We start from the raw sequence: 24,973 nt of genomic DNA on the forward strand, positions 1-24,973 counted from the left end.
GGGTCAGCTCCTCGGGGTCTGGAACAGCGGCTGGGGCAGGGCGGCGCGCGGCACGCGGGCGATGCGGCGGGCGAGCGCGCGGGCCATCCACTGGCCATGCGGATCGGTCTGAACCGGGAGGGGCGCGCCGACGGTCTCCGGCCGGAAGCTCGCGCCCCAGCGGGATGCAGCGAATTGCCCGGCCACAGCCGCGGCGGCGCGCGCCTCGACCACGCTGCGCCAGCGCGCGAGCGCGTCCGCGTCAGGGGACGCGCCATAGAGACTGACCCGGCAGATCGTCTGGCCGATCGCGCTCGGCTGGAGCGTCAGCGTGCAGGTCTCGCGGTCGGTCGCGAGCAGCACGAGGTTGGGGAACAGCCAGGCCGTGACGGTGTCCGTGGCGTCGGAAAGCTCCGTCCGCGCGAGCAGCCAGCCGGCGTCCTCGTCCTCGACGATCGGCTCGCCGGCCGCCAGCGCCTGCGCGAGCAGCTTCCAGTTCGCCGGAAACTCCAGCCAGATCTCTTCGGATCGAAGGGGCTTGTGGTTGCCGAAGAACCCGGCCGCCTTGTTGAGCGCCTTGAGGCTCGCCTCGGGGCTTTCGGGCGTGACGTCGAGATTGACGAAGATCAGCGGGCCCCAGCTGCGGACCTGCGCGGTCAGCAGGCGCTCGGGCCGGAGCCCGAGATACTGGTGCATCTCGGGCGTGCCGTCGCCGAGCTCGCCAGCCGGGATCGCGGCCCGGTCGCGGCTGTGGCCGCAGGAGGTGAAGGAGCAGCGGGTCTTGGCGCCGGTCTGGCACTGCAGCGGCACCGCGCGGCAGCCGCCATGCTGCGCCTTGTTGAAGCGAGCTTTGAGGCCCTCTTCAGTCCGCTGCACATGGACGCCATGCGTCCCGACCGTGAAGGGCAGCAGGTCGCCCACGCCCGGGATCGCCTCATGCGCGCCGACGCAGATCCAGTCCCGCGTCCAGACCGCCTCGTCCTCCAGCGCGGTGAAGGCGAGCGAGCGGAACGCCGCCGGCGGCAGCACGCGCGCCTCGCCCGGCGGCTTCAGCGCCTCGGCATAGAAGGCGGCGCTGGCGAGATCCTGGCCTTCGTCGAAATAGCCGAGGTCCGGACGGTTCGACACGGGCGGCGCCTCTCTGGGATGCAGGGAGCCCGGTCCGCGGGCGGAGCCGCCGCGGACCGGAAGCGTCGTCGCCGTCAGGCGCTGGCGAGCGCCGGCGACTCGTAGTCGGCGCGCCCACGATGCCTGATGGCGTCGGCCGGCGGCGGCGGCAGCGGGCCGTCTGCGGAGAAGCGGTCGAGCACGTTCTTCACCAGCGTGGAGACGTTGTTCTTGCCCTCGTTCCACGGCAGCGAGCCACAGAAGGCGATTGACGAGAAGGCGAAGCACGCGCCCCCGTTCGGCGTCTCGTGGAAGGCGATGTCGCCGCGCACCCGCGGATGCGTGGTGCCATCCAGGCCCTGCTGGTTGAAGCCGAAATCCTCCATCACGAGCAGGTAGGCCTCGGTGTGCCGGCCCGCCGAGGTCGCGACCGCCAGCGTGTGCGGCGGCGAGCCGAGCGTGACGTCGACGATGTCGAGCTCGAGGCCGGCGCAGCCGCCGCCCACGAGACCGAAATTGCCGATCTTGTCGTCATATTCGATGCCCTCGAACGCCCAGGAGACGCGAGGGTCCAGGCTGTCCGGGGTGCGGCTGTAATAGGTCGAGATGTCGAAGCCTTCGTTCGTCATGCCGACGCCGGCGACCGAATAGAGCGAACGGCCGCGGAAGCGCCACATGCCGCCAAGTTCGCCGGTGCCCTGGTGGTAGTATTCGCCGGGCTCGGCCCGCCACGTCCGGATGCCGGACTCGCAGCGCCGCATCTCGGTGACCACGCCGCGACCGAGATCGTCATAGGCCGGGTGGAACGAATGCACCCAATACCAGGCGTCGGCGCCCATATACATCAGCCGGCCGCCGCGCTGCGTGTAGTTGTGGATCGCGTCGAGCTGGGTTCCGGAATTGTGCTCGGGATGCGAGCCGGTGATGACGACGTTGTAGTTCTCGAGCCTGGCGAGGCCGTCATAGGTGACGTCCTCGTCGGTAATGACGTCGTACTCATAGCCCATCTGCTCTAGCCAGTAGATCAGATGAAGGTCAGCCGGGTATTGCCACGGCGCCTGGGCCAGGAAGTGGTCGTATTTCGGCCGGATCGACAGGATGGGCCGAAGCCGCGACGACAGGCAGATGCCCGAGCCGTCGGTGTGCGTGTCGTAGATCGAGCCGCCATATTCGCGGTGCTCAGCCAAAAACATGTTCTGGTGCTGCATGATCGGCACGCGGTAGACGAACAGCTCCGCGCCGCCGGCGTTGCAGGCCACGTGCTCGTTGGCGTAGGCCATGTAGCTGATGGTCGGGACCATCACGGCGATCTTGGACTGTTCTTCGCCGATGCGCGGCACGATCCAGAACGGGATGTAGTCCTCGTCGCCCTCGGAAGTCGTGAGCTTCAGCGCGTAGAAGCGGCTTTTGAGGCCTTCCGCCGGAACCGCCCACTCGACGTCCGCCTCCCAGCGGGCGTTGTCGACGTCGTCGTCATGGAAGTGGATCGCGCCATATTCCTTCTTGGCGTGCTTCCAGTCGAAGTTCTCGCCGGCCCAGTTGTAGCCGGTCAGCGCCCGCGTCGGGCAGTTCACGAGCTGCGCGTCGAACCGGTACGGACCGTTGTCCTTGGCGACGATCGTGCTGATGCCGTCCCAGAAGTCCCAGGCGGCCACGATCGCCTCGGAGAGCGCGCCGGTCGGGCCGGAGTTGCGGCGCTCGGTGAGCCCGGGCTGCGCGCCGCCCTTCATCTGCTCGATCTCGAAACGGCTCAGCGCCTTCTTGCAGATGCGCGGGCTGTCGAGCTTGCCATTATACTTGCCGGTGAACCACACGCCTGCAGGCAGCGAAGACGCGCCGAGCGGGTCTTCGTCCATCTTCTCCACATAGGCCGCCAGCGCCAGCGGCGCCGAGCTGTGCTCGATCCTGGTCTCGAGCTTTGCGGTGACCGGCTCGATCACCGGATCGAGCGCATAGACGATCTGCGGCTCGTGATAGAGCGTGGCTTCGCCGGTCTCGGCGTTGAAGCTCGCGGCGATGAAGTGCCAGGCGTGATCGCGGATCGGGGCGCCCGTCGTGATCTTCTGGTCATTGATGCGCAGCTCGACCTGGCCGTCTTCATTGATGAAGAGGCCGTAGCCCTTGCCGTCCATCCACTTGGTGACGAGGCCCTGCGCGCCGTGCTTCCAGTAGCGCGGATGCGTCTTGGGCGTGGTCGGCCAGATCCAGCACTGCAACGTGAAGCTTTCAACGCGCAGCTGCGGCGCATCCTCGACATAGCCGTAGGACCCGCTGTGGATGATCTGCTTGCGGCCCTTATAGGCGCCGTTGATTTCGGCCTCGATCGGCTTCTCGATGAAGCCGGGTCCGCGCGGATTGGTGTCGCCGTTGATCATATGCACGACTTCAGCCTTGAACTCGGCCGGGCCGTCGCAATTGACATAGAACTTGATCTTGTCGCCGGGGTGGACGCCGAATTTGTCGGCGTATCCAGTCAACCGCATGGCGCACATCAGATTTCTCCAGACATTATGTTTGCGCGAGGCAAGAAGATCCCGTCTGCGCTCTCCCGCAGGGGCGCAGTCGACAGGCCCGGCGCTGGGCGGCGCGGCCGCCGCTCAGCCTGTGACGGCGAGGCTCAGCTCAGGTGACCGGCCAGTTGTCGTCCCGGTGCTTCCAGCCTTCTTCGAAGTCCTCAGGCGTTCCTGCAGTTTCGGGGAGCTCGTCCAGCCGCATCAGGAAGATGTCGTGCTGGATCTCCTGCTCGTCGGTGTAGACCTTGTCGTTGACGAACTCCGGCGGGACGCCGCGAATTCCCGACAGGCGGCCGATCCGCCACTCCGCGTCGACCTTTGTGCAGATGACGATCAGCTTGCCTTTGGGGGATTCGCCGCGCATGCGCAGCAGGACGCGCTTCAGCACCGGGTCGTCATGGACGCCGCCGGTCACCACGGTGGTGTCGCCCGGCGTCTCGCATTTCAGCACCGAGAAGCCCGCAACGCCCTTCATGGAGTCGACGCACTCGCGGTGTTCCTTGATGAGCGCCTCGCGCTCGGGCGTGCCCTTCTTCGGAATCGGGATCATGCCGGTCCTCTTTGAAGCAACGCCCTCCGAGAGGGCGAAAAGGTGCTGCAACCTCACGACAAGAGGCTGTCTATACTGAGCGAGGCGAGGGCCTTTGCTCGATAAGCTTGAGTGAAAGCTACAACGCCCCTGCAAGAGCCGTCAATTGCGAATAACCAAAATTTCTAGATACGAAACTGAAGTCAGCTAGATGGTTGTATCCGGCAAGGGGCGCCAGCAGACCTTTTTATGGGCGTTCGGCGCCTCGTGGGCGGGCAGCGCGCGGCCGGCCGGCTGGCGGCTCAGGGGCGGCGGCATTCGGCGTCGCTCAATGTCGAGGCGCCGGCCGCTCGCCTCAGGTGCGGCGTCGTGACGCCTCCTGCGAGGCTGCAACCTGGCCGCGGCGGTCGGCGGCTCTCATGCGCCATCGCGTCTGCTCCTCCTCAGGACTCCAGAAGGTCTAGGACACGCCGCAGAAAGACGCCGTGTCGCGCCTCGCTCGCGGAGGCGTAAATTTTCCCGTCCGAGGCGTCCGGCGCCCCGGTTTCCCGCGGGCTTCCGGCGACGATCCGGTAGGCTCGGAAGGGCTCGACGGCGATGATCGCGTAAGGCTTCGCGTCAGGCGCGCGGCGCAGATAAAGCAGGAGCCGCGCGAGCTCCCTGCCGTGGGGCCCGAGCGGTCTGCTGCGGTGCTCCTCGATGATCTCGGGAGAGATCAGCGTCTTGAAGTAGCGCCGTTTCACCTGCTCGTAGCGGCGCAGGGACGGTTGCGGCTCTGCGCTTCCCGCGCCCTGTTCAGCCGGCATTTCGCCTCCGTCCCGATAAGCCTTGCGCGGCCGGCGCCGCCGCGGCCCTGCGGGCGCGTCGGTCCGGACGGACGGGCGGTGACGCGCCGCATGCGCTTGTCCCCAGCCAAGTTCGGCGAGCGCGGGGCGCCCCATGCTCGTCAGCCTAGACGAAACGTCTAATCTGTCCATTGACCTAGGGAGCGGCCCTGCCTTGGGTCAGGCGCCCGCCGGTTCGCTTGGCCGGAACGTCCAGAAGTAAAAAAAAGGCCGTTGTGCTGAATTGGCGCGCCCGGCGGGTGGCCTCGTCGCACGCCGCCTGGGCGGCGGGCCGTGCCGAGTCGCCGAGATTGGCTCCAAGGAAATGTCTAGATATATTTCGCTTCTGGAGAGCGGCGGCCGAGGCGCGAGTCGCATGTTCCGCCTTTGGCGGCCTTGGAAAGGACCGGCGAGCGTGACAGAAGGGCGCAACGTGCGGGTGACGAGCCGCGGGTCCGCGCGCATTGCGATTCCAAGACAGCGGCGATTGAGCGGAAACGTCTGGCGCGTGCGGGCATGAAGGTCTTGATCGCAGACGACCACTGGGTGGTCCGGGAGTCGCTCAAGCAGGTGATGCGTCGCCTGCGCAAGACGCTGGACATCTATGAGGCGGAGACGTTCGAGGAGGCGGCCGAGATCCTCGGCGGGCATCCCGACGTCGACCTGATGCTGGTCGACCTGGTGATGCCGGGCTTCGACGAATTCGCCGGGCTGCGCCGGCTGCGGGCCGACTTCCCCGACGTGCCGGTTGTGGTGATCTCGGTCCATGAGGACGTCGAATATGTGCTGCGCTCGGTCGAGCAGGGCGTGATCGGCTATATCCCGAAATCGTCCGACGGCGAGCAGATCGAGCGGGCGCTCGAGCGGGTGCTGGCCGGCGAGGTGTCGTTCCCGCGGCGGATCATCGAGCGCTCGGCGCCGGCAGGCGCGCAGAAGGCGGCCGAGCCCGCGCCGGCTCCACGGGGCCGGAGCCTGCATGCGCTCACCGGCCGCGAGCGTGACGTGCTGTCGCTGCTCGGCCGCGGCTATTCGATCAAGCGCATCGCCGAAGAGCTCGAGCTCAGCAGCCAGACGATCCGGGTGCATCTCGGCAGCGTCATGAAGAAGCTCAACCTCCACGACCGCTCCGCCGCCATCCACTACGCGATCAGTCTCGGCAACGACATCGCAGCGGCCGGGCGTGGCTGAAGCGGCGTTCGGCCGAACCGAACCGTCGGATGCGGCCGAGCTGGCCGCGCTCCGGGCCGGGCTCGAGGCCGTTCCCGCCGGAATCGCGATCTGGTCGGCCGACGGCGCGCTCAGCTACGCCAATCTGAGGTTCCGCCGGATCTTCGAATTCCCGGTCCCGATCGGGTCCTCGTTCGAAAGCTTCGTCGGGGAACTTGCGCGCTCCCGCGAATGGCTGCTGCCGACGTCCGCGGCCGAATGGGAGAGCGCGGAGCGCGCCGGTTTCGGGCGCGACCGGGAGAGCGACTACGTACTGGCGGACGGCCGGGTCCTCAACCTGTCGCAGGCGCCGCTGGAGGGCGGCGGCATGGTCCAGACGCTGACCGACGTGACCTCCGTCAAGCGCAACGAGCGCGCGCTCCGGGAGGCCAAGGAGGTCGCAGAGGCGACCGACGAGGCCAAGTCGCGCTTCCTGCGCGCGGCGAACCACGACCTCAGGCAGCCGCTCGCCTCGCTAAAGATCCTGATCTACAACTGCATGCGCGAGCCAGACGAGGCGCATCGCGCCGACATGCTGCACGCCATGAGCGTCGCGGCCCTCATCATGGAGGATCTGCTCGGCGCGCTGCTTCAGATCGGCCAGCTCGACGCGGGCCGCATCCAGCCCCGTGTCACCAGCTTCCAGCTTTCCCAGATCTTCGAGCGGCTCGACATCCAGTTTCGCCACCAGGCGCAGGAGAAAGGGCTGAAGCTCAAATTCGTCACTCCGCGCGGCACGGTCGCGACGGACCGGGCGCTGCTCGAACGCATCCTGAGCAATTTCGTCGCGAACGCGATCCGCTTCACCGAGGTCGGAACGGTGCTGGTCGGCTGCCGCAAGGAGGGCCGCCTGCTGCGCATCGAGGTGGTCGACACCGGCCGCGGCGTGCGCGAGGAGGACCGCGAGCGCGTCTTCGAGGAGTTCTACCGCGCCGCCGAGGCGCGGCGGCGGCAGAAGAGCGGGCTCGGGCTCGGCCTCAACATCGTCAAGCGCCTCGCCGACCTGCTGGAGCTGCCGGTCCGGCTGCGCTCGCGGGTCGGGCGCGGCTCGATCTTCTCCGTCACCGTACCGCTCGGCAACATCTGGCACAGCGAGGGCGGCGAGACCGAGATCAGCGAGATGGTCGCGGGCGAATTCGCCGGAACGCCGGTGCTGCTGGTCGAGGACGACGACATTCTGCGCCGGAGCATGACGCAGCTGCTGCAGCGCTGGGGCATCGAAGTCCACGCGGCGGCCGACGAGGCGGAAGCCGTGCGGCTGGCGCAGAGCGGGGTCTCGGTCAGCCTGATCGTCGCCGACTACAATCTGAAGAGCCGCACCGGCGTCGACGTCGTCCGGGCGCTGCGCGCGGAATTCGGCGTGGCGACGCCGGCGATGATCGTCACCGCGGACGCGGAGCCGCGCGTGCTGGAGAGCATCCGCGAAGAGGGGCTGCCGGTGCTGATCAAGCCCGTGAGCCCGCCGCGGCTGCGGGTGCTGATGCACAATCTGCTGTTCGAGCCCGGCCTGATTTCAGGGTCGCGGCAGTGACGCCTCCGGCGAGGATTTGAGCTGTGGCCGCCGACCTTCCACCTGTCCCGATCGGCAGCATGATCCCGCTCACCGGACCGTCGGCGGCCGACGGCGCCGAATTCCGCAAGGGGATGATCCTGGCCGTTGAGGAGCTCAACGCGCGGGGCGGGCTGCTCGGGCGCAGGTTCGAGCCGATCTTCGCCGACACCTGCCGCCAGACCGCCGAGGAGGTCGTGGCCGCAGCGCGCTGGCTGATCGAGAAGCACAAGGTCCACGCGATCGTCAACGGCTACAATATCGGGCCGCAGAACTCGGAATATGAGCCGATCGCCGACGCCGGTATCATCTACGTTCACGCCAACACGCTGCTTCAGCACCACGATACGGTGATGAGCGATCCGGAGCGCTACTTCGGATGTTTCATGGCCGACCCGGCCGACTACTGGTACGGGCCGGGCTTCATCAAGTTCATCTCCTGGCTGCGCGACACCGGCCAGTGGACGCCGAGCTCCGACCGGCTGGCGATCATCTCGGGCTCGAAGCCCTACAGCATCGTCATCGCGCAATCGATGGCGGCGGCCGCCGCCGACTATGGCTGGCGGCTGTGCTTCGGGCCCAAGATCGTGCAGACGCCGACAAACCAATGGCGCGAGGTGATCGAGGAGGTGCGGGCCGCCCAGCCGGCGGTGGTGGCCAACACCCACTTCTATGCGGGCGACCTGGCTTACTTCCAGCGGCAGTTCATGGAGAAGCCGATCGACTGCCTGGTCTATCTTCAATACGGCGCGATGCACCGCACCTTCACGGACATCGCCCAGGAGGCGAGCGTCGGCGTCATCGTCTCATCGGTGATCGGTCTGCTGCGCGACGACATCGGGAAGCGCTTCGAGGCCCGCTACAACGCCCGTTTCGGCGAGGGCTCGACCGCCGGCATCGGCTGTCAGACCTACAGCAACATGCATCACTATGCGGTCGCCGCCGCAATGGCGGGCGGCTCGGGCGCGCCGGGGGATTTCGAGCAGAACCGCAAGGTCGCCTTCGCGCTGAAGGGCATGATCTACCGCAGCGTACAGGGCGTCATCCGCTATCACCCGGAATGGCAGGCGGTGCAGCCCTATCCGGTCGTGACCCACGACCCATCGCTCGGCATGCCGCACATCTTCTACCAGATCCAGGACCACCGTAAGCCGCTCTCGATGATCGCGCCCGAGCCCTACAACACCGAGCGCTTCGTCCTGCCGCCCTGGATGGGCGGCCGGCGCGCCGCCAGGTCAGCGGCGGGGTGACGCGGCGGGGCCTCAAAGCGCTTGCGCGCGAGGCGAAAGCTGGTCCCAATATGAAGGCGGCCATGAGGCCGTCTGATCCGGCCGACAGGGCTGTCGCCGGATGTCTCCGGCAGAGACGCCGGGCGGCGGTGCATCCGCCGCGCGTCTAAGCGCGACCGGACCGAGGGTCCGGCCGGGACCGGAGCCCCCACATGACCGAACCCTCCCTCGCAGGCGGCCTGTCCGCCTATGCGATCCGTGACGAGCCCTATTACCGGGCCGTCGGCGACGAGATCGACATCTTCGCCGCCGCTTACGCCTGCCGGCTGCCCGTCATGCTCAAGGGGCCGACCGGCTGCGGCAAGACGCGCTTCGTCGAGCACATGGCGTGGCGGCTCGGCCGGCCGCTGGTGACGGTCGCGGCGCATGAGGACCTGACCGCCGCCGACCTCGCCGGCCGCTTCCTGCTCGCGCCGGAGGGCACCGTCTGGCAGGACGGGCCGCTGACGAGCGCCGTGCGCGGGGGCGCGATCTGCTATCTCGATGAGATCGTCGAGGCGCGGCAGGACACGACCGTCGTGATCCATCCGCTGACCGACGCCCGCCGCGCCCTGCCGCTCGAGAAGAGGGGCGAGCTCGTCCCGGCGCATCCCGACTTCCAGCTCACCATCTCCTACAACCCCGGCGACCAGAGCGCCGTGAAGGACCTCAAGGAGTCCACCAAGCAGCGCTTCGTGGCGATCGAGTTCGACTATCCGGCCCCGGCCGTCGAGGCCGAGGTCGTCGCGCGGGAGGCGGACGTCTCGGGCGAGCAGGCGCGCGGGCTGATCGAGGTGGGCCTGCGCTCGCGAAATCTGCGCGGGCAGGGGCTCGCCGAAGGCGCCTCGACCCGCATGCTGATCCACGCCGGCAAGCTGCTGCGCGCCGGCGCGCCGGCGGACGCCGCGGTTCGGGCCGCGATCCTGCTGCCGATCACCGACGAGCCCGACCTGCGCGAGGCGCTCGGCGCCGCCATCGCGGCGAGCCTGCCGGCGGGCCTGGCCGCGTCGTGACCACCGACGCGCTGTCGCGGCCCGCTGCGGCGGCCGGCGCCGCGACGCGTCTGCTGCGTCTTGCGGGCGACCGGGCGGACGTCGGCGCCCAGCTCCGCGCCACGCTGGACAGGCTGCGGCGGCGCTGGAGCGCAGAGGATGTCGATGACTGGGCGGAGGGCGCGCTGGCGCTGGTCCACGCCAACGCCGGCGGCCGCTGCCTTGCGCTGTTTTGTCGGCTCACGGACATGTCCCGCGGCGCCGGGGCGGCTGGCCTCGCCGCCGACGCCTGCGCCGCCGCGGAGCTCGCCCGCGGCGCCGGCTCGAAGGCCGCCGCCGCGGCGCTCGAAGCGGCCCCGGCCGTCGCTGCGCGTCTCGCGCCGCCCGACCGGGCGCGCTGGTGGGCCGCGCTGAGCCGGCTCGCCTGCGCGGCGCCGGACTGCGCCGAGCCACTGGTCGAGCGCTCCGCGATGGTGCTCGCGGCCGGCGGCGCCCACGGCTTCGAGGACTTCGTGGCGGCAGGCCTGAAGGCGGGCGGCGGCGATCGCGGCCGGCTGAAGGCGTTCTTCACGCTGGCGGACCCGGCCGCGCGGCGGCTGCTGGAGCGGGGCGCCGGCCAGGCCGGATTCCATGAGCTGGAGCGCGGCCTCGTGTTGTTCGGCGCGGCGCTGTGGGGCGCGCCGCCGCGGCTTGCTCCGCTCGAAGGCGTCGGCGCTGCGCCGGCGCCGCAGCGCGTCTCGCTCGCAGGCGACCTGATCCGCATGCCGCATGTCTATCGCGGCGTCCCGGCGGACGCGGCGCCCGGCCCCTACCGGGCCGCGCTCGCGCACGCGATGGCGCACCGCGTCTTCGGCGGCCCGCGCCGGCCTGCCGGCAAGCTGAAGCCGCTGCAGATCGCCCTTGTCGGCCTGATCGAGGACGCCCGCGTCGAGGCGCTCGCCATGCGGCGCTTCCCGGGGCTGCGGGCGCTTTGGGCGCCGTGGCATGTCGCCCGGCCGGTCGCGGCGACCAACGCTGCACTGCTGATGGCTCGGCTCGCGCGCGCCCTGTTCGACCCGGACTATCAGGACCCGGACGGTTTCGTCGCGAAAGGCCGCCGCCTGTTCGCCGACGCCTCCGGCCGGCTTGAGGATCCGACGCTCGCCCGCGCCATCGGAGGGCTGCTGGGCAACGACATCGGCCAGATGCGCCTGCGCTTCGATCCCAGGGGCTATGTGGTCGAGCCGCTCTATCGCGACGACAATCTCGGCCTCTGGGACTTCGGTGACGAGCCGGACGCCGAGGCGGAGGAGATCGAGCAGGCGGTCGACGCCGCGCGTCCGCGGCCGGAGGAGGGCGACGACGGCCGCATGGCCGACGCGCCCCCGCGGGAGGAGGCCGGGCGCGCCCGCGAGATCGAGCCGGACGCCGCCGGCCAGGTGGTCGCGAGCTATCCGGAGTGGGATCGCGCGGCGGGCGTCGAGCGCGCGCGATGGACCACGGTGCGGGATGCTCCGGCGGCTTTGGGCGACCGGCGGGCGCTCGCCGCCGCTCTCGAGGCGCTGCCGGGCTTTCGCCAGCGGATCGCGCGGCTCGTGCGCGGCGCCCGGGTGGGCCGCGCGGCGCGGCTGAAGCGCCAGCCGGAAGGCTTCGACCTCGACCTCGACGCCGCGGTGGAGGCCGGCATCGCGCTGCGGGTGGGAGAGATCCCGGAGGGGCGCATCCATCGCGCCGCCGGGCGGCGCGTCCGGGACGTCGCCACCGTCGCGCTGGTCGACGTCTCGCAATCGACCCGCGACCGCGTCGGGGCCGCCACGGTGCTGGAGATCGAGAAGCTGGCGGTCGCCGCGCTCGGCGCCGCCATGGACGCGATCGGCGACCGCTTCGCGGTGCGGGCCTTCGCCTCCTGCGGCCGCGACGAGGTGCGGCTCACCCGCGTGAAGGAGTTTTCCGGCCGGATGGACGCCGCCGCCATGGCGCGCCTGGCCGGCCTGTCCTCCGGCCTCTCGACGCGGCTCGGCGCGGCGCTCCGGCACGCCGGCGCCGAACTCGCGCCGCTGCGCTCGCATCGCAAGCTGGTGCTGGCGCTGACCGATGGCGAACCGTCCGACATCGACGTCGCCGACCCGCTCGACCTCGTCGAAGATGCCCGCCGCGCCGTGCTGGGCCTGCGGCGGACCGGCGTCGACGTGTTCGGCGTGACGCTCGGCGAGGGCTGCGACGCGCGCATCTTCGGCCGCGCTAACACGCTGCCTGTCCGGCGCATCGAGGAGCTGCCGGCGCGGCTCTCGGAGCTCTACTTCAGGCTCGCCCGGCTGTAGCGCTTTGGTCCGCCGCGCGTGGTCATGAGGCGCCTCGTCATCCTCCGGCTCGTCCGGAGGATCCATGGCCGACATGGAGCCCGGCGTCGGAAGTGGAGGCGCTATTTCCGCCGCCGCGCAGGCGAAAAGCCCAGCATGGCCTCGGCGCCGAGCGCGAACACGGTCTCGACGCCCGTGACGATGCGGCCGCCATTCGAGGCGATCATCCGCACGCTCAAGCCTGCGCCGTTCGGCGCCGGGCAAGCGGCGGCGAGGCATCCGACAGCGTCGAGCGCCGCCTCCAGCGCGGCCGGGTCCGGCAGGCGCCCTTCGGGGCCGAGCAGCAGCGCCGAGCCGTAGGCCGCCATGCCGGGCCCGAGCAGCTCCGCGAACTCGGCGCCCGGAACGGTCGAGCGGTCGGCGAGCAGCAGCTTTCCGTCAGGGCCGAACACTGAGGTCTCGGCGCGCAGTTCGCCGAACGGCCGGCCCGCGCCGGAAAAGTCGTGCGCCGCCACGCCTTCGGCCAGGATCGCCAGCGCGCCGGGCGCGAGATGGACGGAGGTCTCCACCGTCAGCTCCGCGCCCGGGAACAGGATCAGCGGGTCGAGCGTCAGCGCGGCGAACGCGCCCTCCGCGACGCTGAGGCGGGTGATCTGGCGCGCCCGCTGCGCCCCGGTGTGGTGCACGACCGTCGCGGCCTGGCTGGTGACATGGGCGGCCGCGCCCGGGCGCACAGCAAGATCGAGCTCCAGCCGGTCGCCGCGATAGATCCCGCCGGAGGCCGACTGCAGATAGAGGGTCGCAAGGTCCGGCCGCGCGGCGTCGAGCGCGAAAGGCCGGGTGACGTGGAACGGGTAGGGGGTCACCTGCCGGACGAGCGCCGACCGCCCGCCGCCCCGGGCGAAGACCAGCTCCGCCCGCCGCTCTCGGAACGCCGCGCCTGAATATTCGCCGTAGAGGGCGGGCTTCATTCGCGGAACAGCACCGCGCGGCAGATCGCGTCCGCGACCGCCGCGACGCCTTCTCCGCTTCGGGCGTTGGTGGCCGCGACCGGCTTGGCGCCGCGCACGCCCTGCGCCTCCGCCAGCATTTTCTCGAGGTCGACCCCGACATGCGGCGCGAGGTCTGTCTTGTTGACGACCAGCAGGTCGCATTTCAGCACGCCCGGCCCCCGCTTGCGCGGGATGTCGTCGCCGCCCGCGACGTCGATCACGAACATCCACCAGTCGACCAAGTCGAGCGAGAAGGTCGAGGCGAGGTTGTCGCCGCCGGACTCGAAGATCACCAGCTCGAGGCCCGGAAAGCGCGCCTCCATCTCGTCGCCGGCCGCCATGTTGAGCGTCGGGTCCTCGCGGATCACCGTGTGCGGACAGGCGCCGGCCTCGACCGCCGAGACCCGTTCGGGGTCGATCAGACCGGAGCGGCGCAGCCGCTCGGCGTCCTCCTTGGTGACGAGGTCGTTGGTCACCACCGCGAGGTTCACCCCGCGGCCGCGCAGCTCCGGGATCAGCCGCTCGATCAGGGCCGTCTTGCCGGAGCCGACCGGGCCGCCGACGCCTATGCGCGCCGCCACCGAGGCGGTCGGTCGAAGCTCGTTGGGGGATGTCACATCCAGCATCGCCGTCACCTCAGCATGTAGCGCTGCGCGAGCGGCAGCTCGGTCGCGGGCTCGCAGGTGGCGAGCTCGCCGTCGACGAACACATCGAAGGTCTGCGGGTCGACGCGGATGTTGGGCAGGGCGTCATTGTGCAGCATGTCGGATTTCCTGAGGCCGCGCGTGCCCTGCGCCGGCAGCAGGATTTTCGAGACGCCGAGCTCCTCGCGCAGCCCGCGCGAGATCGCGAGCGGGTGGACGAAGCAGGCCGAAAGGGCAGGGGCGGCCCTGCCGAACGCGCCCCATTGCGGGCGCAGCATCACGGGCTCGCAGGTCATCAGCGAGGCGGCCGAGTCGCCCATCGCGCCCCAGGCGATGAAGCCGCCCTTGACGATCAGCTCCGGCTTGATGCCGAAGAAAGCCGGCCGCCAGATCACGATGTCGGCGATCTTGCCGTCTTCCAGCGAGCCGACATGGTCGGCGATGCCGAAAGTCTTCGCGGCGTTGATCGTGTATTTGGCGATGTAGCGCTTGATGCGCTCATTGTCGCCGAAGCCCGGCCTGTCTTCCGGCAGCAGGCCGCGCTGATCCTTCATCTTGGAGGCGAGCTGCCAGGTCCGGCAGATCACCTCGTGGATGCGGCCCATGCCCTGGCTGTCGGAGCCCAGCATCGAGATCGCGCCGATGTCGTGCAGCACGTCCTCGGCGGCGATCGTCTGCGCCCGGATGCGGCTCTCCGCGAAGGCCACGTCCTCCGGGATCGCCGGGTTGAGGTGGTGGCACGTCATGGTCATGTCGAGATGTTCGTCGAACGTGTTGACCGTGTAGGGATTGGTCGGGTTCGTCGACGACGGCAGGCAATAGGCCTCGCCGGCCACGCGGATGACGTCGGGCGCGTGGCCGCCGCCGGCGCCTTCCGTGTGGTACATGTGGATGGTGCGGCCGCCGATCGCGGCGAGCGTGTCCTCCAGGAAGCCGCTCTCGTTGAGCGTGTCGGTGTGCAACTGCACCTGGTAGTCCAGCTCGTCCGCCGAGCGCAGGCAGGCGTCGATCGTCGCCGGCATCGCGCCCCAGTCCTCATGGATCTTGAGCCCGAGGCAGCCGGTCTCGAGCTGCTCCCTAAGCGAGCCCGGAATGTGGCTGTTGCCGCGGCCCAGGAAGCCGAAATTCATCGGCCAGGCCTCCGAGGCCTGGATCATCTTGCCGGTGTTGAACGGACCGCCGGAATCGATGCCGACCGTGATCGGGCCGAGCGAGCCGCCCAGCATGGTGGTGATCCCGCTCGCAAGCGCGTGCTCCACCAGCCCGGCAGAATCGAAGTGTACATGCACGTCGATGCCGCCAGCGGTCGCGATCAGGCCCTCGCAGTCCCGCACCGTGGTGCCGGCGCCGACGATCAGCCGCGGGTCGACCCCTTCCATGATCGCCGGATTGCCGGCCTTGCCGACGCCGACGATGCGGCCGTCCTTGATGCCGATGTCGCCTTTCACCACGCCCAGCACGGCGTCGATGACGGTGGCGTTGCAGAGCAGGAAGTCGAGCGCGCCGGCTTCGTTGGTGATCCCGGCCGCAAGCCCCAGCCCGTCGCGCAGCGTCTTGCCGCCGCCATGCAGGCATTCGTCGCCATAGGCCGCGTAGTCCTTCTCGACCACAGCGACCAGCGAGGTGTCGCCGAGCCGGACCCCGTCGCCGACGGTGGGGCCGTAGAGAGCCGCGTAGTCGCGCCGCGCGATGCTGACCATGACCTATCCCTCAAGCGCCGCGGAAGCCGGCCGCGCGGGCCTTTTCGAGCGCGGCCTCGCGGGTGCCCGGCGCCGTCGTGTCGCCGTCCGTCAGCCCGTTCAGGCCGCCGACGAAGCGCTTGCCGCCGAACGCCACGAGCGTGACCTCCTTGCTCTGGCCCGGCTCGAAGCGGACGGCGGTGCCGGCCGGAATGTCGAGCCGCATGCCGAAGGCCTGCGCGCGGTCGAACTCCATCGCCCGGTTGACCTCGAAGAAATGGAAATGCGAGCCGATCTGCACCGGCCGGTCGCCGGTGTTCACGGCGGTCAGCGTCACGCGCGGCCGGCCGGCGTTGAGCTCGATCTCGCCGTCGAGCGGCAGCGACGCGCCGGGCTCCACCGGATCCGGGGCGGAGCCCTCGGCGGGACGGATCGGCTGGTGGACCGTGACGAGCTTGGTTCCGTCCGGAAACACGCACTCGACCTGCAGGATGTCGATCATCGCCGGCACGCCGGGCATCACGTCGGCGCTGGTCAGAACCGTGGCGCCGAAGCCGATGAGATCCGCCACCGAGCGGCCGTCGCGCGCGCCCTCCAGGATCTCGTCGGTGATGAACGCCACCGCCTCGGGGTGGTTGAGCTTCAGCCCGCGCGCGCGGCGCTTTCGGGCGAGCTCGGCCGCCGTGAAGATCGTCAGCCGTTCGAGTTCCGTCGGCGTCAGCAGCATGCGGCTCTCATCGTGTCAGTTCGCGAACAGGCGGAGTTCGCCGCGCGCGTGGCGGATCGCCGCCACGTCGAGCCGGGGCGAGAAGCTTTCGATCCGCGCCGGGGGCGGCGCGGCGGCGAGTTCGGCCACGACGCCCAGCAGGTCGCGCAGCACCGACTGCGCCGCGACCGCGCCGATGATCCCGAGCCGGATCGCGGCGGTGACGAAGCCGGAGGCGGCCATGTAGCCGGAGGCGAGGCTCGCGCCCTGCGCGTCGAGCCCCGCGCCACGCCAGACGATCCCTTGAGTCGCGGCCAGATGACCGTGCGCGGCGCCGGAGCGCACCCGCGCCTGCCACTCGCGCGCGCCCGGCGTGCCGATCCGGACATGGGCGGCGAGCAGGCCTGCGCCGTTCTTGCGGGAGCCGGAGCGGAACGGCTCCGCGAGCGTGGTGGCCTCGATCTCGCGGTCGATCTCGACGACCGCGTCGAGATCGTCGGCGCGCGCGAGCGCCCTCAGCAAAGCGGGGCGGTCGGCCGTCGACCAGCGACGCCGCAGCGCGCCCTCGATCACCCGGCGAAGCGCGTCCGGGTCGAGCGCCGCGCCGCCCGCCGCGAGTCCCTCCAGCCCGTTCGAGAACGCGAAGCCGCCGCTCGGAAAAGCCGCGTCCGCCTGCCAGATCGCGAGCAGCTGGCCGATCATGCGGCGAGATCGTCGCTGACGACCGAGCTTGGGACGGTGCGGCCGGCGAGCAGCGGGTCGAGGCGCGCCAGATAGTCCTCGACCGGGCCTTCAAGCGCGACCAGCAGGTTCTCGCCCTCGAAGCGCACCCGCCAGTGCAGGTTGCCGGCGTGGTAGCCGATCTCGATGGCGTCCGCGATGGAGCGCGGCTGCAGGCGCAGCCAGCGCTCGACCTCGGCCCGCAGCACGATGGCGCGCGCGTCCTCGAGCAGCAGAACCGCGCCGTCGAACAGCTTTTCCTCGCGCGGCAGCGCGATCGCGAGCTCCTCGCCCGACGGCGTCGTGAGGCGCAGCCGGCGCCGCGCCATCTCAGACGCCGGCAAAGTGATCACCTCCACGCGTCCGTGGTGCTCGAGATGATGGAGGCGGTCGTGAATGTGCGGATCGGTGCGTTTGCCGACGACGCCGTCGATGTGCAGCATGGGATGTGTCCGGAGAGTGCCGTCATGCCCGGCGGAGCCGGGTATCCACGACTTTCTGGGATCGACGCGCGCTACGCCGAAGTCGTGGATACCCGCGCGAAGGCGCGGGCATGACGCCCGTTGGTTTGGTTCAGCGGTGCGTGGTGGCGGCGGTCGGCAGGCCCTCGATCGGGCACTCGTCGACGCCGACCGTCGGCCGCGTCATCGCCTCCACCATCTCGCGCGTGCCTTCGGGGTCCGCGATCCAGCGCTTGTAGAAGTCGTAGGGGCAGGCGGCCGCGCCCTTGTCGCCGTCGCCGGAGTTGATCATGCCGGTGTAGCCGCGGTGCAGCAGCTTGAAGAGGTGGTTGTTGGACTGGCCGGTGCGGCGGTGGTCGCGGATCAGCGACATCGAGAGCTGCGCATAGTTCACGCCGTTCTCCTCGGTTCCGCATTCGCCGAGCGTGCGGCCGTCGAAGCCGACGATCGCCGAATGCCCGAAATAGGAGTAGACGCCGTCGAAGCCGGTGGCGTTGGCGACCGCCACATAGGTGTTGTTGGCCCAGGCCATCGCCTTGGCCATGGTGATCTGCTGCTCCTTAGCCGGGTACATGTAGCCCTGGCAGCGCACGATCAGCTCGGCGCCGCGCATCGCGCAGTCGCGCCAGATCTCCGGATAGTTGCCGTCGTCGCAGATGATCAGGCTGATCTTGAGGCCCTTGGGGCCTTCGGAGACATAGGTGCAGTCGCCCGGATACCAGCCCTCGATCGGCACCCAGGGCATGATCTTGCGATACTTCTGAACGATCTCGCCCTGGTCATTCATCAGGATAAGCGTGTTGTACGGCGCCTTGTGAGGGTGCTCCTCGTGGCGCTCGCCGGTCAGCGAGAACACGCCCCAGCACTTCGCCGTGCGGCAGGCGTCGGCGAAGATCTCGGTCTCCTCGCCGGGAATCGCCGAGGCGGTGTCGTACATCTCCTTGGAGTCGTACATGATCCCGTGGGTCGAGTATTCGGGGAAGATCACCAGGTCCATGCCCGGCAGGCCGGCTTTCATGCCGACCACCATGTCGGCGATCTTCTTCGCGTTCTGCAGCACCTCGGCCTTGGTGTGCAGCCGCGGCATCTTGTAGTTCACCACCGCGACGCCGACGGTGTCCTTGCTCGAGCCGATATCGCCGTGGATCATCCTGGTCTCTCCTGTGGCGGCCCCGGGACCGCGGAGGGCGCCGGCCGCTGGCTTGCGGCTGGCGCAAGGCTTCGAAAGGTCAGCCAAAGTCGTGGCGCGTGACGCGCGGCTCCGGCCAGGTTGTGTTCGACTGCGTGGCTCCCCGGACAGCCTTGTACGGGGCAGAAAAACAAAAAAGCCCGCCAATTCCCAAGACGGGAACTGTCGGGCTACATCGCCGCGCCGGATCAACAACCTTGGTGATCTGGCAGAAACGTCGGCCGCTGGTTAGCGGCGGCGTCTAGGCGTCAGCTAAGCATCATCCGGACGGAAGTTCAAGAGCTCGCTCGCGCGGATGATCGCCGTCGCCATCTCCTCCATCGAGACGCGCTTCGCCATCGCCTGCCGGCGGATCGAGCCATAGGCCTCCTCCTCGGAGAGGCCGTGGCTCGACATCAGGATCGTCTTGGCCTTCTGAATCTCCTGGATGCCGGTCAGCTTGCGCTCGAGCTTGCGCACCCGCCGCGTCTGGGCGCGGCGTTCGGTCCACAGGCTGCGCGCGAGCGCGATCTGGGTCAGCAGGCCGAACGGCTTGATGGGGCGCTCCACCACGGCGAGCGCGCCGCTTTCGAGCACCAGCGCCAGCGTCGAAGGATTTTCGTAGCCGACGATCGCGATCACCGTCGGGCTCCTGTCCGAGCGCGACCGAAACAGCTTCTGCAGCGCGTCGCGGTCCTCCTGGTCGACCGAGAGCAGCACGAGATCGGCGGTCTCCGCATAGGCTTCGGGCGCGGGCCATGCGGTCTCGACGAAACAGCCGATGCGCTTCAGATGCTCGACGAGCTGCTGGCCTTCGGCGTCATTGGCGTGGATCACCTGGACGCGGAGCCCGCGAATGTCGCGGAGGATCTGGATGCTCATCGCCCGGCCCGCTCAGGAGGCCGGCGCGTCGACGAAGTCCGCGGACCAGTCGTCGAGGCTCTGCGTGACGCAATAGGGATCGGGCTTCAGCCGCACGCCTGGGTTCCAGATGATCTGGAAGCGGCCCTGCGCGTCGAGCCGCGCGACGCGCGGCCAGACATAGGTGTGGTGGTTGTCGGGGTCGACCCGCACGCGGCCCTGCGGCGCGTCGAACTCGATCTCCGTCACCTCGGCGATGACGCGCTTCGGATCGTCCGCGCCAGCGCGCGCAAGCGCCGCGGCCGCAAGGTGCATCTGGAAATAGGCGGCTTCCGCGGCCGAAGGGATCGGCGCGTCCTCGCCGAAGCGGCGGCGGAAGGCGGCGGTGAAGCGCCGCGCCGCGGGCGCGCCCAGCGTGGCGAAGAAGGTCGCGGCCGAGATGTGGCCTTCCGCGACGCCCGGATGCATCTCGGCGATGTCGGCCTCGGAGGTCGTCAGGCTTGCGATCGGGATCGCGGGCGCGAAGCCGGCGTCCGCATAGGCCTCGTAGAACGGCGCGGTCGCCTGGCCGACGACCGTCGAGAACACCACGTCGGGGCTGGTCTTGCGGATCTTCTTCAGCGCGCGGTCGATGTCCTCCGCGCCGGCGTCGAGCGGGATGTAGAGCTCGTCCACCACCTTGCCGCGGGACTGCACCACGAAGTCGTTCATGATGCGGTTGATCTCGTACGGATAGACATAGTTCGAGCCGACGAACAGCACCCGCTGGCCGTGCTTCGCCAGGATGTATTTGGCGAGCTGGAAGGCGTTCTGATTGGGCGCGGCGCCGGTGTAGATCGTTTGCGGCGAGTACTCGAAGCCCTCGTAGAAGGTCGGGTAGAACAGCGCGCCGCGGAAACCGTCGATCACCGGCAGGATCGCCTTGCGCACGCTCGACATGTAGCAGCCGAACAGCAGCCGGACGCCGTCTGCCTCGATCAGCCGCTCGGCGATCGCGCGGAACTGCCGTGGATTCGAGGCGCCGTCATAATGGACCGGGACGATCTCGCGGCCATGAACGCCGCCCGCGGCGTTGATCTCCTCGATCGCCAGCAGCGTGGCGTTGAGCTGCGCGCGCTCGACATTGGCGGTGACGCCGGTCGTCGAGAACAGCAGTCCGATGCGCCAGGGCTTGGTGGTCACGATCCGCTCCGGAAGAGGGGGCTCGGCGCCGAGGCGAAGATCGCTGCGCTCGGCGCCGGACGAGGCGGCCACACGCTAGCGGGCCGCCGCCGCCGTTCAAGCGGCGGATTGTCCCTGACCGGTCGGGCACAAAAAAAACCCCGGCCGGAGCCGGGGCTTTTTGTGTTCCGATCGTTTGGGCGTCAGCCGTGCGAGCTCGCCTGCGCGTAGCCGCCGGTGGGCAGGAAGGACTGCGTCCTGAGCAGCATCACCGAAGAGCCGGCGAACCGGTCGGTGCGGGCGCCATGCGTCGGATCGGAGCCGAAGCCGCCGACAAGCGCGGCGCTCGGCGCGACCATCAGCGTGGCCACATGGTTCTGGTCCGGATGGATCATCGCCGGCACGCGGTCGACCGGCACCGGGGTGACAGCGGCCCGCAGCGAGGCGGCGTCCATTTGGGCCGTCACCATGCCCTCGGAGCGCAGCGTCGCGCGCCGGCGCTGCGGGGCCGTGGCGGCCGCATAGACCGCGGCGGGCGTCGCATAGGGCGACAGGACGCGGACGTTCGGGTCGGTCGGCGCCGTGGCGGTGACTTCCGTCTGCGGCGCGACCGCCGCGCGGGTCGCCGCAACGCCGCCGTCGTTCGGCGACGCATAAGCAAGCGTCATCTCGCCCTCAGACGAGCTCTTCTTGCCCGTGAACGCCTCCGGCAGACGCGGGAACGTGCTCGCCTCGGCCTGATAGGCGCTCGCGACCTGAGGATTGATCTGACGCGGGCGGCTCTCGCCGGACGGACCCGGCGTCGGCAGGGCGGCGAGCACCGCAACGGCGCTCTCCGTCGTCGGACGCGGCCGCGGGGTCGGGATCGAGGAGGCGAGGGCGAGCGCCGGGCCGGCGGCCTGGACCGCGCCGCGCTGAGACCCCTGCGCGCCCTCGCGCCAGGCCATGTTCGGGCCCTCGTCGGCGGCCGGCAGGTCAGCCGAAGCCAGCTCGTAATTCGGCGCCGGAACCGGGACGGGCTTTGCGCCGACCACCGTCGGCGCCACCGGCGGCAGCGGTATCGAGGCGGTCGCCACCTGGATGTCGCGCCGGGCCGGCGCGATGGGCGGGACCGGAACCGCGGAGGCGACCGCGACTTCCGGGGCGGTCCGAACGAGATCGGCCGGACGCGCCATCGGCATCGGCACGCGGACCGTCGCGACCTTGACCGGGCGAACGGCGGCCTCCTCGTCGTCGGAAGATGACGCGGCGAGCCTGGCGGGCGCAGCCGAAGCGACCGCCGTCGGCGTCGCCTCCGCATCGTCGCCCTCATCGCCGCCGCCGAACAGCCGCGCGAAGAAGCTCTTGCCGCTCGAACCGCTCGAGGCGTAGGCGGAGTCGACCGAGATCGAGCCGCGCGACTTCAGCTCTGCCAGCGCGACCTGATAGCCGGGCAGCGGCCTGCCGTCAGCCGGCAGATGAACCGTCTTGCCGTCCGGAAACAGCTTGACGAGCTGGGTGCGGGTCATGCGCGGCCATGCGCGCACATTGCCGGCGTCGAGATGGACGAAGGGCCGGCCGGAGGTGGGATAGAAGCCGACGCCGCCCGCCTGAAGCCGCATGCCGGCCTCGCGGACGGAGGAGACCGGAACGCCTGTGATGTAGAAGTCCATCGCGCGGCCCAGCATGTGCTGGCTGAATTTCGCGACGCCGCGGCTGTGGGCGCGGAGATAGGCGTTGGTCTCGGGGCTGCGATAGGCCGAGACGATGTTGATCATCGCGCCGTGGCCGACCTGCCGGTGGACCTCCCAGACGATGTCGAACAGCCGCGGCTCCATCCGCGTCTGCTTGTCGTTGCGCCAGTCGCGCAGGAAATAGCTTAGTTTTCTCAGCCCGTCCGCGTCATAGCGGCCGTTGCGCTTGAACGTCACCGTGACCGAGTCGCCACGGTGCGTGTGGTAGAGCGTCAGGCTCCGCGTGTCGCCATTGGCGACGGCGTTCTCGGTCGCTTCCGAGCCCACGAACACCGCCAGGGCGCCGAGGAGGACGGCGCCGGCGCGGCGTGAGAAGAAGCGCCTCCGGGGACGTCGCGACGAATGGTTGTCCAGCAATGATCCGTCCTGACCTAAGAGACCGCCCGATCCCGCCGACGCGACGCGCCGACCGGCCGATTGATCAACAAAGTCTCAGCGGAGGTGGTTAATGGACGGTGACTGACCGCGCAGAAACTACCCCCGAACCCCCCGAACAGTGACTTCGTAGCCTCGCCTTTCGGCAAAAGCCAGCGTGAAATCTACGGGGAGATGCAAAAAGGAGATAGCGTTCTCCTTTTCGCCATATTTGGACGGAGCGTCAGTACCTCGAATCGCCGAACAGACGGGACAGCCAGTTGGACGGATTCGGCCGCGCCTGGGGCGGCGGGACCGCCGCCGCCTGGGCCTGCGCCTGGGCCTCGGGCGCAGGCTTCGGCTTGGCGCGGACGATCTTCGGCAGCGCCGGCGGCGGCGCGACCGGCGGCGGCGAGAGCTGCTCGCCGCGCAGCGCCGCCGCCATGCGTCCGTCGAGTTCGTAAAGGTCCTTGCGCCGGTCAAGCTGGCCGTCGGCGTCGACCCAGGCGGTGAAATAGGTGAGATGCACCGGCACCGGATTGGTCAGCGGCAGGCCGCGCTCCTTGCCGCCGATCATCTTCTTCAGCTTGTCGCCGCTGAGACCCTGCGCGCCGGAGAGCGCGTCGGCGAATTCGAGCGGCTGGTCGACGCGCACGCAGCCATGGCTGAGCGCCCGGTAGTCATTGCCGAACAGCTTGCGGCTCGGCGTGTCGTGCAGATAGACGGCGAACCGGTTCTGGAATTGGAACTTGATGTGGCCGAGCGCATTGCGCTCGCCTGGCGGCTGGCGGATGCGCAGCTTGTGCGCCTTGACGCTCGCCCAGTCGATTTCCCCGGGCGGCACGACGCGGCCCTTGCTGTCGACCACCTCGAAGCCGCGCAGCGAGCCCTGCGAGAGCTCCTTGAGCGCAATCGAGACCGGCACGTTCCAGTACGGGTTGACGACGATGTTGTTGATCGCGCTCGACAGCACCGGCGTCTGATTGGTCGGCTTGCCGATGATGACGCGCGTCTCGTAGACCTCCTGGCCATCCTTGACGACGTGGAGGCGGAACGCCGGCAGGTCGACCAGCACGTGGGTCGCGCCGAGATCGCGCGGCATCCAGCGCCAGCGCTCCATGTTGATCGCGATCAGCTCGGCGTCGTCCTTGCGCTCCGCGCCGGCGTTCAGCGCGCGGATCGTCGCGCGGTTGACGAGGCCGGACGAGCCGATCTTGTGGTCGGTCTGGAAGTTCGCGACCGCCGCCGCCAGCGCGTCGTCATAGCGGTAGTCGTCGTCCGGCCCGGAAAGGCCGAGCCGCGCGCGCAGCGCCGGGACCCGCGGATCCTCGTCGCCGGGGCGCAGCAGCTTGCCGAACGGCACCTCCGGCTTTTCGATCTTCTCGGTCTGAGCCTTGCGGGCTTCCACGAGCAGCTTGCGCAGCGCCTGGAACTGCGGCTGCGGCGGGTTGAAGCCGTCGAGCGTGGCCGTCACGTCCGGGCTGGCGTCGAGCGAGGCGAGCGCGGCTCCGGCGTCGAACGGGTCGGGGCGGCTCGCGATGTTGCGGCTGATGACGTTCGGATCGACCCGCCCGCCCCAGGCTTCGCGCGCGTAGTCGAGGGCTGCGGCCGAGAGCTCGACGTCGGCGCGCGCGATCGCCTGCGGCTCGTCCGAGATGGGCCTGCCGGGCAGCCGGAAGCGCTTCGGGTCGAGCCCGTCATCCGCCGCCGCGGCGATGCGGGCCTTGGCGGCCTCCGCCTTCGGGCTGAACCGTCCGGCGCCGAACCAGAGCGGCGCGCCCTGCCGGGCGTCGTAGAACGCCTTGAGCGCGGCGCGGTCGTCACCGGTGATCTTCAGGCGCGCCGCCGGTCCCTGCTCGGCCAGCAGCGCGGCGATGGCTGCCGGAAGCGGCGCGAGCGCCGGCGCGGCGGTTTCGACGGGCGCGGGAGCCGGGGTCTCGGCTGGCGCGGCGGCGGCAGGCTGCTCCGGCGGCAGCGCCACATTGGCGGCCGGCGCGTCCGAGTCGATCGATCCGGTGGGCTCCGGCGCGGTCAGCGCGTCGAGAGTGGCGGCGGCGTCGGTTTCGGCGCGGCCTGCTCCCGCGCCAAGCGCCGCGACGGCGGCGCCAAGCAGCAGCGCGGCGGCCGATCGCCGGAGCGGCGAGAGCCTATGCGTGTGCGTGATCGCAGTCTCGGTCATAGGCTCAGTCCTTGGATAAGGCCCGACGATGAAGTCAGCCGCCTTCTTATTCAACTACGCGCACGGACA

General features: G+C 69.8%; 20 protein-coding genes. 5 read left to right on the top strand and 15 right to left on the bottom strand.

Features of this window, described 5'->3' with window-relative positions; genetic code table 11:
• Window positions 1-3: 3 nt before the first annotated feature.
• The 4 genes from VM780_RS16495 to VM780_RS16510 all read right to left on the bottom strand — a co-directional run bounded on the left by VM780_RS16495 (window position 4) and on the right by VM780_RS16510 (window position 4,934).
• Window positions 4-1,107, bottom strand: a complete 1,104-nt coding sequence (locus VM780_RS16495) for a ring-hydroxylating oxygenase subunit alpha (protein ID WP_325449312.1) — start codon at window positions 1,105-1,107, stop codon at window positions 4-6.
• A 74-nt stretch (window positions 1,108-1,181) separates the two neighbouring features.
• Window positions 1,182-3,569 (bottom strand): N,N-dimethylformamidase beta subunit family domain-containing protein, encoded by a 2,388-nt coding sequence (locus VM780_RS16500; RefSeq protein WP_325449314.1) that lies wholly within the window; start codon window positions 3,567-3,569, stop codon window positions 1,182-1,184.
• A 139-nt stretch (window positions 3,570-3,708) separates the two neighbouring features.
• The gene (locus VM780_RS16505) at window positions 3,709-4,149 is read right to left on the bottom strand and encodes a N,N-dimethylformamidase, small subunit (protein ID WP_325449316.1); all 441 of its coding nucleotides are present in this window, start codon (window positions 4,147-4,149) and stop codon (window positions 3,709-3,711) included.
• Between the two features lie 422 nt (window positions 4,150-4,571).
• Window positions 4,572-4,934 carry a hypothetical protein gene (locus tag VM780_RS16510; protein WP_325449318.1) on the bottom strand — a complete coding sequence of 121 codons (363 nt, stop codon included), beginning with the start codon at window positions 4,932-4,934 and terminating at the stop codon, window positions 4,572-4,574.
• 534 nt (window positions 4,935-5,468) lie between these two features.
• Here VM780_RS16510 and VM780_RS16515 point away from each other — a divergent pair.
• The 5 genes from VM780_RS16515 (at window position 5,469) to VM780_RS16535 (ending at window position 12,267) form a co-directional block, all read left to right on the top strand.
• Window positions 5,469-6,140 carry a response regulator transcription factor gene (locus VM780_RS16515; RefSeq protein WP_325449320.1) on the top strand — a complete coding sequence of 224 codons (672 nt, stop codon included), beginning with the start codon at window positions 5,469-5,471 and terminating at the stop codon, window positions 6,138-6,140.
• Complete coding sequence (locus VM780_RS16520) at window positions 6,133-7,689, top strand: ATP-binding protein (protein WP_325449322.1); 1,557 nt, start codon at window positions 6,133-6,135, stop codon at window positions 7,687-7,689. Before VM780_RS16515 ends, VM780_RS16520 begins: the two co-directional genes overlap by 8 nt.
• A gap of 23 nt (window positions 7,690-7,712) precedes the next feature.
• Window positions 7,713-8,957, top strand: coding sequence for an ABC transporter substrate-binding protein (locus VM780_RS16525; RefSeq protein WP_325449324.1), 1,245 nt, complete (start codon window positions 7,713-7,715; stop codon window positions 8,955-8,957).
• A 191-nt stretch (window positions 8,958-9,148) separates the two neighbouring features.
• A complete protein-coding gene (locus tag VM780_RS16530; protein ID WP_325449326.1) occupies window positions 9,149-9,988 on the top strand; it encodes a CbbQ/NirQ/NorQ/GpvN family protein in 840 nt (279 codons plus the stop codon).
• On the top strand, window positions 9,985-12,267 hold the full coding sequence (locus VM780_RS16535; RefSeq protein ID WP_325449328.1) for a nitric oxide reductase activation protein NorD: 2,283 nt from the start codon (window positions 9,985-9,987) through the stop codon (window positions 12,265-12,267). The genes VM780_RS16530 and VM780_RS16535 overlap by 4 nt, the downstream gene beginning before the upstream one ends.
• Window positions 12,268-12,368: 101 nt before the next feature.
• Here the strand turns inward: VM780_RS16535 and VM780_RS16540 are convergent, their stop codons facing one another.
• The 11 genes from VM780_RS16540 to VM780_RS16590 form a co-directional block, all read right to left on the bottom strand.
• Window positions 12,369-13,217, bottom strand: coding sequence for an urease accessory protein UreD (locus VM780_RS16540; protein ID WP_325449330.1), 849 nt, complete (start codon window positions 13,215-13,217; stop codon window positions 12,369-12,371).
• Window positions 13,214-13,864 (bottom strand): urease accessory protein UreG, encoded by a 651-nt coding sequence (ureG, locus tag VM780_RS16545; protein WP_325449332.1) that lies wholly within the window; start codon window positions 13,862-13,864, stop codon window positions 13,214-13,216. The genes VM780_RS16540 and ureG overlap by 4 nt, the downstream gene beginning before the upstream one ends.
• Window positions 13,865-13,869: 5 nt before the next feature.
• Complete coding sequence (ureC, locus tag VM780_RS16550; RefSeq protein WP_325449334.1) at window positions 13,870-15,582, bottom strand: urease subunit alpha; 1,713 nt, start codon at window positions 15,580-15,582, stop codon at window positions 13,870-13,872.
• Window positions 15,583-15,592: 10 nt separating this feature from the next.
• On the bottom strand, window positions 15,593-16,288 hold the full coding sequence (locus VM780_RS16555) for an urease subunit gamma (RefSeq protein WP_325449336.1): 696 nt from the start codon (window positions 16,286-16,288) through the stop codon (window positions 15,593-15,595).
• Window positions 16,289-16,303: 15 nt separating this feature from the next.
• Window positions 16,304-16,969, bottom strand: a complete 666-nt coding sequence (locus VM780_RS16560) for an urease accessory protein UreF (protein WP_325449338.1) — start codon at window positions 16,967-16,969, stop codon at window positions 16,304-16,306.
• Window positions 16,966-17,430 (bottom strand): urease accessory protein UreE, encoded by a 465-nt coding sequence (gene ureE, locus VM780_RS16565; protein ID WP_325449340.1) that lies wholly within the window; start codon window positions 17,428-17,430, stop codon window positions 16,966-16,968. Before ureE ends, VM780_RS16560 begins: the two co-directional genes overlap by 4 nt.
• Before the next feature lie 130 nt (window positions 17,431-17,560).
• Window positions 17,561-18,598 (bottom strand): aliphatic amidase, encoded by a 1,038-nt coding sequence (locus tag VM780_RS16570; protein ID WP_325449342.1) that lies wholly within the window; start codon window positions 18,596-18,598, stop codon window positions 17,561-17,563.
• Window positions 18,599-18,889: 291 nt separating this feature from the next.
• Window positions 18,890-19,498 carry an ANTAR domain-containing response regulator gene (locus VM780_RS16575; protein ID WP_325449344.1) on the bottom strand — a complete coding sequence of 203 codons (609 nt, stop codon included), beginning with the start codon at window positions 19,496-19,498 and terminating at the stop codon, window positions 18,890-18,892.
• A gap of 12 nt (window positions 19,499-19,510) precedes the next feature.
• Complete coding sequence (locus tag VM780_RS16580; protein ID WP_325449712.1) at window positions 19,511-20,662, bottom strand: transporter substrate-binding domain-containing protein; 1,152 nt, start codon at window positions 20,660-20,662, stop codon at window positions 19,511-19,513.
• Window positions 20,663-20,841: 179 nt separating this feature from the next.
• Entirely contained in the window at window positions 20,842-22,728 is a 1,887-nt protein-coding gene (locus tag VM780_RS16585; RefSeq protein ID WP_325449346.1) for a DUF882 domain-containing protein, read from the bottom strand.
• Window positions 22,729-22,969: 241 nt separating this feature from the next.
• Entirely contained in the window at window positions 22,970-24,904 is a 1,935-nt protein-coding gene (locus VM780_RS16590) for a L,D-transpeptidase family protein (RefSeq protein ID WP_325449348.1), read from the bottom strand.
• Between the last annotated feature and the right edge of the window lie 69 nt (window positions 24,905-24,973).

Origin of the sequence: Hansschlegelia sp. (genome assembly GCF_035538955.1) — a bacterium.
Classification (GTDB): Bacteria; Pseudomonadota; Alphaproteobacteria; order Rhizobiales; family Methylopilaceae; genus Methylopila.

Excerpts from the sequence above, each read along its gene's own strand:
- VM780_RS16510 (WP_325449318.1), bottom strand. The coding sequence starts at position 4,934 with ATGCCGGCTGAACAGGGCGCGGGAAGCGCAGAGCCGCAACCGTCCCTG.
- VM780_RS16575 (WP_325449344.1), bottom strand. The coding sequence starts at position 19,498 with ATGAGCATCCAGATCCTCCGCGACATTCGCGGGCTCCGCGTCCAGGTG.
- VM780_RS16505 (WP_325449316.1), bottom strand. The coding sequence starts at position 4,149 with ATGATCCCGATTCCGAAGAAGGGCACGCCCGAGCGCGAGGCGCTCATC.
- ureG (WP_325449332.1), bottom strand. The coding sequence starts at position 13,864 with ATGCTGGATGTGACATCCCCCAACGAGCTTCGACCGACCGCCTCGGTG.
- VM780_RS16540 (WP_325449330.1), bottom strand. The coding sequence starts at position 13,217 with ATGAAGCCCGCCCTCTACGGCGAATATTCAGGCGCGGCGTTCCGAGAG.
- ureC (WP_325449334.1), bottom strand. The coding sequence starts at position 15,582 with ATGGTCAGCATCGCGCGGCGCGACTACGCGGCTCTCTACGGCCCCACC.
- VM780_RS16515 (WP_325449320.1), top strand. The coding sequence starts at position 5,469 with ATGAAGGTCTTGATCGCAGACGACCACTGGGTGGTCCGGGAGTCGCTC.
- ureE (WP_325449340.1), bottom strand. The coding sequence starts at position 17,430 with ATGCTGCACATCGACGGCGTCGTCGGCAAACGCACCGATCCGCACATT.
- VM780_RS16555 (WP_325449336.1), bottom strand. The coding sequence starts at position 16,288 with ATGCTGCTGACGCCGACGGAACTCGAACGGCTGACGATCTTCACGGCG.
- VM780_RS16570 (WP_325449342.1), bottom strand. The coding sequence starts at position 18,598 with ATGATCCACGGCGATATCGGCTCGAGCAAGGACACCGTCGGCGTCGCG.
- VM780_RS16530 (WP_325449326.1), top strand. The coding sequence starts at position 9,149 with ATGACCGAACCCTCCCTCGCAGGCGGCCTGTCCGCCTATGCGATCCGT.
- VM780_RS16500 (WP_325449314.1), bottom strand. The coding sequence starts at position 3,569 with ATGCGGTTGACTGGATACGCCGACAAATTCGGCGTCCACCCCGGCGAC.
- VM780_RS16590 (WP_325449348.1), bottom strand. The coding sequence starts at position 24,904 with ATGACCGAGACTGCGATCACGCACACGCATAGGCTCTCGCCGCTCCGG.
- VM780_RS16560 (WP_325449338.1), bottom strand. The coding sequence starts at position 16,969 with ATGATCGGCCAGCTGCTCGCGATCTGGCAGGCGGACGCGGCTTTTCCG.